General features: G+C 36.6%; 11 protein-coding genes. 2 read left to right on the top strand and 9 right to left on the bottom strand.

Annotation, left to right across the window (positions count from 1 at the left end; translation table 11 throughout):
• Positions 1 to 115: 115 nt before the first annotated feature.
• The 6 genes from FXX65_RS09270 to FXX65_RS09295 form a co-directional block, all read right to left on the bottom strand.
• Positions 116 to 556: a DUF192 domain-containing protein gene (locus tag FXX65_RS09270; RefSeq protein WP_147616032.1), complete on the bottom strand. Its 441-nt coding sequence runs from the start codon at positions 554 to 556 to the stop codon at positions 116 to 118.
• The gene (locus FXX65_RS09275) at positions 549 to 1,694 is read right to left on the bottom strand and encodes a tetratricopeptide repeat protein (RefSeq protein WP_147616033.1); all 1,146 of its coding nucleotides are present in this window, start codon (positions 1,692 to 1,694) and stop codon (positions 549 to 551) included. The genes FXX65_RS09270 and FXX65_RS09275 overlap by 8 nt, the downstream gene beginning before the upstream one ends.
• A gap of 16 nt (positions 1,695 to 1,710) precedes the next feature.
• A complete protein-coding gene (locus FXX65_RS09280) occupies positions 1,711 to 2,583 on the bottom strand; it encodes a PilZ domain-containing protein (RefSeq protein WP_147616034.1) in 873 nt (290 codons plus the stop codon).
• Positions 2,584 to 2,615: 32 nt separating this feature from the next.
• Positions 2,616 to 3,497 carry a phosphodiester glycosidase family protein gene (locus tag FXX65_RS09285; protein WP_147616035.1) on the bottom strand — a complete coding sequence of 294 codons (882 nt, stop codon included), beginning with the start codon at positions 3,495 to 3,497 and terminating at the stop codon, positions 2,616 to 2,618.
• A 93-nt stretch (positions 3,498 to 3,590) separates the two neighbouring features.
• Positions 3,591 to 4,214, bottom strand: a complete 624-nt coding sequence (locus FXX65_RS09290; RefSeq protein WP_147616036.1) for a cupin domain-containing protein — start codon at positions 4,212 to 4,214, stop codon at positions 3,591 to 3,593.
• A complete protein-coding gene (locus FXX65_RS09295) occupies positions 4,195 to 5,337 on the bottom strand; it encodes a hypothetical protein (RefSeq protein WP_147616037.1) in 1,143 nt (380 codons plus the stop codon). The genes FXX65_RS09290 and FXX65_RS09295 overlap by 20 nt, the downstream gene beginning before the upstream one ends.
• Positions 5,338 to 5,422: 85 nt before the next feature.
• On the opposite strand from FXX65_RS09295, the gene FXX65_RS09300 reads away from it, so the two are divergent.
• Positions 5,423 to 6,763, top strand: coding sequence for a vWA domain-containing protein (locus FXX65_RS09300; protein WP_147616038.1), 1,341 nt, complete (start codon positions 5,423 to 5,425; stop codon positions 6,761 to 6,763).
• A 300-nt stretch (positions 6,764 to 7,063) separates the two neighbouring features.
• Here FXX65_RS09300 and FXX65_RS09305 read toward each other — a convergent pair whose 3' ends face one another.
• The 3 genes from FXX65_RS09305 to FXX65_RS09315 are packed head-to-tail and all read right to left on the bottom strand — an operon-like array spanning position 7,064 to position 9,547.
• Positions 7,064 to 7,456 (bottom strand): tetratricopeptide repeat protein, encoded by a 393-nt coding sequence (locus tag FXX65_RS09305; protein WP_147616039.1) that lies wholly within the window; start codon positions 7,454 to 7,456, stop codon positions 7,064 to 7,066.
• Between the two features lie 54 nt (positions 7,457 to 7,510).
• Entirely contained in the window at positions 7,511 to 8,593 is a 1,083-nt protein-coding gene (locus FXX65_RS09310) for a GGDEF domain-containing protein (protein ID WP_147616040.1), read from the bottom strand.
• Positions 8,594 to 8,596: 3 nt separating this feature from the next.
• Positions 8,597 to 9,547, bottom strand: a complete 951-nt coding sequence (locus FXX65_RS09315) for a GGDEF domain-containing protein (protein ID WP_187107455.1) — start codon at positions 9,545 to 9,547, stop codon at positions 8,597 to 8,599.
• Positions 9,548 to 10,443: 896 nt separating this feature from the next.
• Here FXX65_RS09315 and FXX65_RS09320 point away from each other — a divergent pair.
• Positions 10,444 to 11,943, top strand: coding sequence for a glycine hydroxymethyltransferase (locus FXX65_RS09320; RefSeq protein ID WP_147616042.1), 1,500 nt, complete (start codon positions 10,444 to 10,446; stop codon positions 11,941 to 11,943).
• The last annotated feature ends 362 nt before the right edge of the window (positions 11,944 to 12,305 follow it).

Raw genomic sequence — 12,305 nt, forward strand, 5'->3', positions numbered from 1 at the left:
CAACGGATTTTGCAGAAAGAGGGCGATGCATTTTTTGAAAAGACGACACTTTTGCATACGCCCACTCATTTTTTAAATTCGATGCATTCTTTAGACTTTGCGAAACCTACTGTTTTTACGGAAGTATTAAAAAATCGCCTTCTTTTATATTGTTTTTAGCAAACCACCCCTGCGGAACTTCTAATGCATAGCGCACGCTTACTGTGCTTGTTACGCTTGCAAGTGAATATGGTGTCATGTCGAAGATGTCGCGGATTTTTCCATTTTTGTCGATATAGGCGATAGAAAGCGGATGTGGAGTATTTTTCATCCAAAAGCTTAAAATCTGGTCGCGTTCAAATATAAAAAGCATTCCCGTTCCATCTGGAATTTTTATCCTTTCCATAAAACCGTGATTCCGCTCTTCTTGTGTTATAGCAAGCTCAACCTTTATTTTTAATTCTCGCTTGTCTTGAGTCTGTATTTTTAGTGTCGCAGTTTGCAACTTTTGTGCGCAGGCTGTAAAAATAGAAAAGAATAGGATGAGAAAAGGAATTAAGAGCGATTTTTTATACATCAAGTTTTGCCAATTCGCTAGCTGCAATGCGGTCTTCTGGATCAAATTCCAACACGGTCTGGAAATACGCCGCTGCAAGCGCTGTGTTTCCTTCTTTTAAAGCTAAATATCCAAGATTTGAAATTATTTTTGTATTTTCGTTTTCCAAAGCAAGCGCTTTTTCTAAGGAAGACTTTGCTTTTTTTAAGTCATCTTCTTCCATGTAGCAGATTGCAAGTTCGTTGTAGGTGTCGGCTTTTTGTCCGCCTTCTAAACTTAAGGCTTTTTCAAAAGCGAGAATTGCATCGGCATATCGTTTTTTTTGCCGTAATCCCCAGCCAAGCATAAACCAGGCGTTCCAGACTTCTGGATTTTTTTCTAAAAATTTGTGAATTTGTTCAAGTCCTTTTTCAACTTCGCCTTTGTTTATACAGTCGTAGGCAAGTTTATAACTTTCATCTTCTAAATTTTGATTGCTTATTTCGTCCAAAAGTTCCTGTGCACGATTTTTCTTATAAATTCCGTTTTCGCCCATGGCTTCATCATCTGTATCGCAGGTTAAGGCAAGATATGTTTCCAGGCAACTTTTTGCTTCTTTAAATAAACGCTTTTTTAGATAGTAAAACGCTGCGTTAAAAAAAGCATCTGGGATTGCAGGTTCGTTTTCCATTGCCTGCTTGTAATAAAAAATTGCATCGGCATCGTAGGCGTCGGCATCTTCTGTGAGTCCCGAATTTCTATATGAATCTGCTCTCTGGTCAAAAAAGACCGCGGTGTTTAAAACTGTTGCAATATCTTCTGGATCAAAACCGCGCAAAGAAGCAAAAATTTCTTCTGCAAGTTCATAATCCTGATTTTTAGTTTTTAGAATCGCCGCCTCTGTGAGTTCTTTTTTTAAATTCGGCCTTACCTTTGCTAAAATCGAACGATAGTAGAGTATGTTTTTGTTTTCGCTGTCGTATGCCATTACAGCAAGAAGCCCTGCAAGAATTTGCTCTTCTTTTAATTGAGAGATGTCAAAATTGCTCGAAGAATCACCGTCTTTTTTTTGCACAGGAAGCGGAATTGTTGGGTCAAGGTGTAAGGACTCTTTTGAAAAATTAAAATTCTCTGGCAGGGATAAAAAATAAACCGACTCTAACGGATTTACGGGTTTCATAAATTTTCCTTAATTTTTAAATCTGTGACGCAGCGATTCTTGCCTGTTCTGCTCTTTGCATAGCAATCTGGTCGCTTGCAGAAAGTTGCGTTTTTCTAACTGTTGTTAAAAAGTTATTTACGTGCAACTTGTATGAAAGCGGAACCTTTTTTTCAGAAAAACTCATGCTGCAGGCTACTATGTCTTTTCTTCCTGCAATAAGTTCTGCTGCAACTATAACGCCTTCTAAAGTTATAACTTCGGACGGTTCATCAAATTCAAGCCGTAATTGTGCAGGTTTATTTGTTAAAAACTGCGAAAGTCCAAGCAAAATTATCTTTGCGCCAGAAAATGATAAATCTCGCACTATGCAGTGGCGCGGCACATTTTGAACGACAACAATCGCTTCTTCTTTTGTTAACCCCAATTTTCTTTTTGAATCGTCATTTATCAGAATTCGCTCTTCTCTTCGGCGAATTGCATTTGAATTTGCTTCCAAAAGCCTGCCCACAGCTTCGATTAAATCATCTGGTGGACGCTGCAAAAAAGTCAAAGTGATTACAGCCAATTCGCTTGAATTCATATAGGGAACTATATTTGTTACAGAACCTGCTACAAAAAAACTCATCAACTGGTTATCTGTTTCAAAAAAACAAAAGCGAAGGTTTATTCCGGAAGTTTCTCTGTTGGAAAGTGCCTTATATGCTCCACCGTTTGTGCCTACTATGATTTTTGCATGGATAAAAGATGTAGAATTTATTATACAAGGCCATTGCCCTTGATTGCACTTTATGTAAATTTGACGAGGATCTAGGGACATTGAGCGGATTATGTCTTTTGTAAACGTTATCTCTGTATCGCGGTACTGATCGTAGTATCTTTGAATCTGCTGGCTTGTTGCAATACCCATAGTTAGAAATATACTTGATTAAGTTAGTAGGGTCAATTAAAACTGTGTTTTATACTCTGTTCTGTAAAGAAGTGAACGTATGCCGCATTTTTGCGTATTGAGCCATAAGACAGAATATTTTTACCATCTATGTAAAGCGAAGTTGAACCACCACCGTCAAATTCCAACGCATCTGTTGCGCCTAATTCCAAAAATATGTCTGCACATTCAGGATAGGAAAGCCCTAAACTCTTTTTGTGATTTTCGCCTTCGACTGCAAGAATATAAAGAATCTTTCCGTCTGCACTTAATCCGCCAGCGCTCCTCGAATCTCTGGTTTCGTAAAAATATCTTTTTTTGCCATCTTTTAAAATTGTAAAAAATCCCCCAAATGCGTAATCAAAATCTAAAAATTCATCTTCTTTTTGATTTTCGACTATTCTCCCAGAAAAACCGCCATCATCTTCTTTTTTAAATGCAAGTGCACTGTATTGAAAAGCCTCATCTGCAAATTTTTCGTCTTCAATTTTATGGATTCCAATTATTTTTTTTGGAGAAAAACCTACTGTGTAAGGATTTGTGTTTACAAAAATTCCTGTGGAAAAAAGTTTTGAAAGTTTTTTTGCAGAAATCGCTCGTTTTTTTGTAGTTTGATTTGGATACCCGGAAATTTTTAGTTCTTTTGAAGATAAATCTATTTTTACCAAATGATAAATCAATGGAATTTCTTTTCCGCGAAAGACAAAATGCTCTGCCCATCTGTCTATGGCTTGCCATTCAATATTTTGCGGAATGTACGATTCTTTTTGATATGGAGAAAATCTTCTATCTAAATGGAATAAGCTTGCACAACTCCAAAATAAAAATACAAAGGAAGCTATAAGAAATTTGAAAGCAATTTGCTTATTTTTTTTTGAAAAATGTTTTTTTATCATAACGCTTCTCCCATTAAAATGGATGAAAGAAGTTTGCAAAGCAAACTTTGTGAGTAAAGAAACGACAGCATTATTTGCATTTCTTTATGCTGACTAATGCACAAATCTCTGCGGTGGAGTTACAACCCAAATCGCTTTTAAAGGAATTGAGCCTGCGTTTATTAGCGTATGTGGCGAACTTGCAGAAAAAGATACGCTATCGCCTGCTTCTAACTCGTAAGTCAAATTCTCATATTGCAAAATGCATTTTCCTTCTAATATATAACCGATTTCTCTTCCTAAATGTCCGTATGAACCTCTATGAGTTTGCTCTTTTACAGGAATTGTTATTTCGTAAGATTCCAGCGAATAATTTTGGTTGTCTGTCTTTGGTGGCGAAACGATTTCTTCATATATTATTTCGCCTTCTTTTATTTTTCGCCTTTCATTTTTATGGGTAACTTCTACAGGTCGTTCTTTGTGATATTCTTCAAACAAAAATTCCAAATTTATGTCTAAAACATCTGCTAAAGTCAAAAGTGTGTCGATTGCTGGGCTTACTTTGTTGCGCTCAATTTGGCTTACAAGGCTTTCTGAAACTCCGGCATCTAAAGCTACAGCTTTTAAGGTGAGTCCTTTTCGCTCTCTAACTGCACGAATTTTTTCTCCAAAGTGATACGGAATTTTCTTTTTTGCAACAGTAGAATCGGATTTTTCCTTATTTTGCAAAGGTGTCATTATTTTGTTTCTCCCGGTTTTGCTCCATAACGAATCGGATAAAATGGTCTTCTAAAGTTCTGTGCGGACCTTCAAGATTAAGCCTTTTTCTTGCCCTTGCGTTGTCGCGCCTTATTGAATATTGGCTGTAAAAATCTTTGTAATCGCCACTCAAATCTGTTTTTACATCTTCTCCTAAAAATTTAGAAACTTCATTTCGACCGATGGAGCCGATTCCTTTTTCGCGCAGGAGAAGTTTTAATTTTTTTATCTGCTCGTATGAAATTCCAAATAAAAATTCCTCCATCGCTTGACTTACTTCTGTTATTTTTAGTTGAGTGCGAATAAATTGTGTCCAAACTTCATCCATCTGGAACGAAAACATTATAAGTTCACTCGTTCCCATCATAGTGCCAAAAGCTGGCGCAAGGGTTCGTCTCGCTTTCCATACGCAAGTTAAAACCGGTGCAATGTCTGCAATATTTTGATCTGCCCTGTGCTCCCAAAGCAAAAGGAGCGAAGTTCCTAATTGCCGTCTAAAATCAATATCCAAAGAATCGTCTTTTACGAGATTTAAATATACATCTTCGACCAAAAGCAAAAACATCATCGAAACAGTTTCGTCTTTAAATGCTTGAATCAGTTTTTCTGAAATTTTATTTTTTTCAGCAGACGAGTCATCTTTTTTCGCATTCAAGTCTTTTGTGTCGTTTATGTTTTGAGCCAATTTTGCAAGCGAAGAAAAAGTGTGAAGTTTCGCAGTTAAAAATCCTTTTCCTAAAGTTGCTTTGCTCGGCAGTTGAATAAAAGTGCGGCCGTAGTCGGACGAGCTGTCAACCAAAAGTTCTATTATGTCTTGTGGCGTTCTTGTTTCTGCCGTAAGTTTTGCTTTGGAAAGCAGAGAAGGAAATTCCATTATCGCAGTAACGAGCCTTTTTAAATCTCCCATTCGTTTTTGGAATACTTCTTTATGCTGAGGAGAATAAAGGGCAAGCTGAGAATTCAATTCGTCGCAAATAACTTTTTGACTCGGCGTTAAGATAACAATTCCGTTATCATTTTCGTCGTCAAAGTTATTGTTGTTTTCGAGGAAAAAATTCAAATCTATTTGATTAAAATTCTGCTCATTTAAGTTTGGCTGCATAAGTTTATCACGCTTTTAGTTTTTTCAAGCAAAGTATATCACAAATTAGTCTAAATTCAACAAGACTCCTTACCGATAGAAATGTATGAAGCGGTTTTTGTTTTCTTCTTTTATCGCAGTTTTCTCGATTTATTCATTTTTTGCACAGCCCTCAATTTTTGCAGAAAAAAAATCACTTTTGATAACTCCAGATGATATAAGGCTTGTCTACGATGAAGGAAAAACCTTTGAAAATTCTCAAGGATATAATCTTTATATAAGAAAAAAAAGCGGGATAGAGTCCGTTATGCTCACGGAAACAACAAAGGACTATTCTGGCAACTCTGCGAACTACGCATACCGCGCAAAAACTTACAATGCTATAAATGGCGACGAAAAACGATATTTAAACGGCAAGCCATTAGAATCATCTTATTCAAAATATTCGTTAATCGACTCTTCTGTGGAGGCGGATAGCGAATTTGGCGACTGTTTTCATATTTATATTCCTTCAGAATTAGAATATGGCTATCCTTGGTCGCGAAATGGAACTGTAAAAATCGGGCGTGGAACTTTTATAAATATTCGTGCGTTTGAAAAAAAATACGGCGACTACACAGGCGCTTTTTTGGATAATCCTTTTATGTTCGACTTTGGAAAAGTTCAAAAAACTGCTCCAAAAAAACAAGAAACACAAATAAAAACTGAACAGCCACAAAAAACTTTGCCACTACAAAAAACACCAGTTGTCGAAAAACTTCCCGAACCTACACCAGTTATAGAAGAAATCGCTGATTTTGAAGAGCCAATAGTCCTAACCGACGACTACAATCCGCTTGCAGCGTCTAGTTTTTCCGATATTGCAAATTTTAACGGTGGCGTCATGTGTTTTTCAAAAGGACCGCAATCGATAGTCGACGACATAATGAAAAGTCTAAATCGCATAACAAAAAAAGACAGCGTCGATATAGTTTTTGCAATAGACGCAACCGGAAGCATGAAAGACGATGTGCAAAAGTTGCGCGAAGAATGGATTCCGCGTCTTACACAAAATTTAAAAACTTATAAGAGCGTAAGAATTGCCCTGCTTTTGTATCGCGATTACAACGACACATTTAGATATATGGGACTTCCTGTAAAGCGATATGAGTTTTGCGATTCGGTTGAAGCATTCAACAAGAATTTAAACGATTTCATTATTTACGGAAACGAAGGTGGTGATATTCCAGAAGCGGTTTACGAAGCCTTGTATGCATCATTAAATTTTTACAAATGGCGAAAAAATGCTTATAAAAAAATAATCTTAATCGGCGATGCAGAGCCACATCCAATACCGCGAGGAACAGGAAAGTATACAAAACAACTTGTTGCAACTCTTGCACAAAAAAAGAATGTTGTTATCGATGCAATAATAGTTCCAGACGACAAAAGCCTGCGTGGTCGTTAAAAATATTCCAGCCAATTTTCGATTTTGAATTTGGGCGGCTTTTTGCTTCACTTGTGTTCCGCAAAAATCGGGCTTTGCGTGGTTCGCTAAGCGCTCATCGTCCTCGTCGCTACGCTCCTGCGGTCGACGCTGTGCACACGGATGTGCACTTACAATCAGTGCTGACAGTTTTTGTAAGAAAACTGTCCGTTTCAAGAAAACACGGAAGTTTTCTTGAAACTCCAATCCCTGCCGCTTTGTCGCAAACTGACATTTGTCGCACACGGATGTGCGACCTACAAGCAATGTAAAAAATTGCTTTTAATTTTTGTTTGGAATTTTTTCGAGTGAAATTTCGGAAAGTTTTTTATATGCTGCTGGAATGCTTCCTGGCGCAGAAGATTTGTATATCTCAAGAATTTCGTTAAAAATCGGTTCTGCATATTCATATTTTTTTTGCTTCATATAGAGATGACCTATTTCGTAACGCGCTTCTATATAAACGCTAGGCCAGTCCCTAAAACGCAATGTAGCCTCTTCGTAATAAGCCAAAGCTGCTTTGTAATTTCCAATCTCAAAATTTGACTGCCCATTTTGAATCAATTCTTGTGCAGTTAAATTTTCTGGAATTTCCTTTGGAACAGAATTGCAAGAATAAAAATAAATCGTAAAAACTACAAAAAATGATTTTAATAAAATTGAGTTTAGTTTCATAATTGCCCCACTATATCATTTGCTTGCCTATAAAACAACGGTAGCCTTTTAAAGTTAAAAATTTTTAGAAACCACAAGCCTGTTTTTTCCTGCTGTTTTTCCTCTATAAAGACACTCATCTGCATCTTGCAAAACATCTTCGGCATTTGCCCATTTGCGAGATGAACTCAATCCAAAGGTTGCTGTAACAAAGAGTTTTTTTTCATCGTAAATTATAGGCTTTTGGATTATTTCTTTTCGTGCTTTTTCCAAATCGCTTATCGTATTTTGGTCAATTTTTGGATAGATAATCAAAAATTCTTCGCCACCCCAGCGGCCAATACGAATTGGTTCTTTAAAATATTCCCAAAAAGATTTTGTAAAAGACTTTAAAATTGTGTCGCCTGCATCATGACCGTAAGTGTCGTTTAACTTTTTAAAATCGTCTATGTCAAAAATACAGATAGCGTAATCAATGTTTTTATTTTTCTTTTGTTTTTGAATGTCTGCAAAAACTTCTAGCGTTCGCCTTCGGTTCATAAGTCCTGTAAGAGAATCGTGCTTTGAAATATATTCAAGTTTTTTCTGGAGAATGCTGTTCTTCTTTTTATAGAGCCGTAAAGAAATATCTGTCATAAGGCACAGATAAAACAAAAAACTTAAATTCACTATCGTGTAAAATACTTCGCCCATTTTTAAAAAGGTACGCCTTTCTGGAAGGAATAGCTGTTGTGGCGGCAGTTTGTACAATTTTATGAATGTTATAAACGCTATTCCTAAAACGAGGATTGTATCCATAAAGATAAAATAAAATTTTGGAGGTTTTTCTTTTGTAAAAGCTAAACTTATTGCAGGGATGCACGCCAATAAAAAAAGTCCCATTCCGCAACCAAGTTGTGTAGTTACCGCCTGCAATATGCTGTATGCGGTTATGCACAGGATGTAAATCGTAAGAATCGTAACTTGCTTTAATTTCTTTCGTTTTAGTAAAATTATAGAAAGTATTATTACTATCAAAGTGTTTGCAACCGCAGATGGCAGAAATTCGCTTCCCATAAAAGAAAATAATATCGGAATCCAAATTACATGGCATACAAGAGAGCCAAAAATGGTTACAGTCAATTTATTTTTTATAAAAAAGAACAGAAGTCTATTCATTTTTTAGAAATCCTCAGAAACGCAAATTCTGTTTTTGCCTTCTTTTTTGCCTTTAAAAAGACAGTTGTCGGCATCAATCAAAATTTTGTCTGAACTTTTGCCTGTTTTTGAAGAGCTTATTCCAAAAGTCAAGGTGATTTTTATTTCTTTGCCGTTCCATTTTAGTTTTTCATTTACTACAGTTTTTCGGATTTGCTCTAATTTTCTGAGGGTTTCTTCGTTTGCTTCGGGAAAAATCAATAAAAATTCTTCTCCGCCCCATCTTGCAAATTGGGTGCCGGGATTTAACAGACTAGATATGAGTTTTGTAATGTGTATCAAAACAAAATCTCCAGCCTTATGACCAAAGGTGTCGTTCGTCTTTTTAAAATCGTCTATATCAAACACGCAAATTGCATAATCATTCCCATTTATTCGTTTATTTTCTTCAAGATTTGCGATTCCCCACTGTGAACTTCGCCTGTTTATAAGACCTGTAAGCTGGTCGTGGTTTGCCATAAAATCCAATTTTTCGACACGATTTTTTGCTTTTTTTTCAGAGCGTTCAAGATTGTATTGGGTTACAATCGAAAGATAAAACAGAACTACAACCGAAATTGTCGTAGAAAAAATTACGTGTATTCTGTAAAAACTTTTGTAAACGGTAACTGCACTCATAAAACCTTGAAAAATTGCCCTCGGTCTTATAAATTCATACCAAATGACAAAAATCATAAATACGACCGCTATTCCAGAAAGAATTGCATGGCTTTTTTGAGATGCTTTTGTGGAATTTACAAAGAAAAACAGCGAAGGAATTATGCAGATTCCGTATAGGCGAGTTCCAAAATCTGTTCCTGTTAAAATTGTTACCAAAAGGATGTAAATCATAACTTCAACATAAGAAAACAAGATAAAAAATCGCTTTCGGATTTTGTTAAAAAGAAAGATGAAAATTCCGTAAATTAGTGCCATCAAAATATTGTATAGAAAGAGAAATTCAAAACCATAGTATTTGTAGAATGGAGCAAAAAATAAATGAGAGAAAAAACACAATAGGTAAAAGGTTAATTCTTTGTTTTTTAATAAAAAATATTTTGTATTATTCATTATTTCTCCAATTTTACCACTTGAATTTTAAAATAGAGATATAAATATTGATTATATCTGTTTTATCTCTTTTATTAAATTTCTTATATGCGGATAAATTTTTCTTCAAAAGATTTTTAAGTTTTGCTTTGTATTTTATCAATGTAGATTGACGGTGTGTGATGAATGGGATTGTACTAATTGATGAAAAACTTGTTTTTTTATAGTATCGAGATGATTATTTTTATTTTCGTTGCGGATAAAAATCCAAAATCAAAATTTAATAAAATAATCGCAGGGTTTATTATATAGAAGCATTTTTTATAATTTATAATATTTGTGCTTTTATTTACCCGAGAAGTTTGCGTTGCAAACTTTCTTATTGAACTGCTGTTTTTCACTTCGTTGCAAAACAGCGTAAAAAATCGTCTCGAAAGTTGAAACTTTCTTCAACGATTTTTTTAGGAGAAGCGTAAAGAAACGCCAGAAATTGCGTCGTTTCTTTACTCACAAAGTTTGCGTTGCAAACTTTCTTATTGAACTGCTGTTTTTCACTTCGTTGCAAAACAGCGTAAAAAATCGTCTTGAAAGTTGAAACTTTCTTCAACGATTTTTTTGGGAGAAGCGTAAAGAAACGCCAGAAATTGCGTCGTTTCTTTACTCACAAAGTTTGCGTTGCAAACTTTCTTATTGAACTGCTGTTTTCCACTTCGTTGCAAAACAGCGTAAAAAATCGTCTCGAAAGTTGAAACTTTCTTCAACGATTTTTTTAGGAGAATTCGATGTCTACACCATTGGAAAACTATCTATCTTCTTGCAACGGGAAACCAAATGTTGCAATGACCGCTTATGTGGCAAATCTTCAGCAGGTTGCTTCTGTAAATCCTTCAATTGCCGCAGATGTTGTAAACGAAATTGAAAATCAGCGCAGCCATTTAAAACTCATCGCTTCAGAAAATTACAGTTCTTTGGCAGTTCAGGCAGCGATGGGTAACTTGCTTACAGATAAATACGCAGAAGGTTATCCAGAACATCGCTATTACGGCGGTTGTGTCAATGTTGATAAGGTCGAGATGACAGCAGCACGCGAAGCAGAATCGCTTTTTGGTGCGGATTATGCTTATGTTCAGCCACATTCTGGGGCAGATACAAACCTAGTAGCATATTGGGCAATTCTTTCTGCAAAGGTAGAAACACCAACCTTGCAGGAACTCGGCGTAAAATCTTTGAATGATTTAACTCCAGAACAGTTCAGCGAATTGCGCAAAAGATTTGGCAATCAAAAATTGATGGGACTCGATTATTCTTGTGGAGGACATTTAACCCATGGTTACAAGATGAATGTTTCTGCAAGGATGTTTGAATCTCATCCATACGGAGTTGACGAAAAAACAGGTCTGCTAGACTACGATGCAATCGAAAAGCAGGCGATGGAAGTAAAACCACTTATCCTTCTTGCCGGGTATTCAGCCTATCCTCGTGCAATCAATTTTAAGCGATTTCGCCAGATAGCAGATAAATGCGGAGCGGTTTTGATGGTTGATATGGCTCACTTTGCAGGACTTGTAGCGGGGAAGGTTTTTCAAGGTGATTTTGATCCAGTAAAATGGGCGGATATAGTTTCAACAACCACCCATAAAACTTTGCGCGGACCTCGTGGTGCAATGATTCTCTGCAAAAAAGAATTTGAAGAATTCGTAAACAAGGGCTGTCCAATGGTTTTGGGCGGACCTCTTCCACATGTTATGGCAGCAAAGGCTTTGGCTTTTAAGGAAGCAAATTCAAAAGAATATCAAGAGTACGCAAGTCAAGTTGTAAAAAACGCACAGGCACTCGCAAAAGAATTGGAAGCTTTGGGAGTTCGCCTGCAAACTGGCGGAACAGATAACCATTTAATGCTTGCAGATATAACATCGTACGGTCTTACAGGTAAGCAGGCAGAAGCAGCGTTGTTTGAAGCAGGCGTTACAACAAACGCAAATGCACTTCCATACGACAAAAACGGCGCTTGGTATACATCTGGCTTGCGCTTGGGAACTCCAGCATTAACTACACTTGGAATGAAAGAGGGCGAAATGAAAGAAGTTGCTTCCATAATAGACCTCGTTTTAAAAGGAACGAAGCCAGGTGTCACAAAAGACGGAAAACCTGCAAAACTTAAGATAGAGCTCGACCCAGCGGTAAAAGATGCCGCTTCAAAACGAGTTCAAACTTTGCTTAAAAAGTTTGTTCTTTACCCAGAACTTGATTTAGACTTCCTAAAAAAAGAGTTTTGCAAATAAAATAGAGCCCTTCAGTTTGTAATTCAGACTGGAGGATTTTTTTTCATAGAGGCGGTTCGGCACAGCCATTCGGCAGAGCCGTCGCTATGTGCGCCCTTCGCTAACGCTCATCCTCCTCGGCAGCACGAGGGTGCTGCCTGCGGTGGACTTACGGGGCTTCCAGCGCTACCGCAGAACAGCGATCAGCAGCCCCCGCAGGCACAATTCTTTAAAAAAACATCTCTAAAACAAATATCAACACCGCATATACAATTCTTGTCATAAAAAAACATCTCGTCATAAAAAACATCAAACACCGCTCACACAACATTTTCAAAAGAAAGAAGAAATAAAAAAAATATTTGAAAAAGAAGAAAAAAAAA

This window comes from Treponema pectinovorum (genome assembly GCF_900497595.1).
In the GTDB taxonomy this organism is placed as follows: domain Bacteria; phylum Spirochaetota; class Spirochaetia; order Treponematales; family Treponemataceae; genus Treponema_D; species Treponema_D pectinovorum.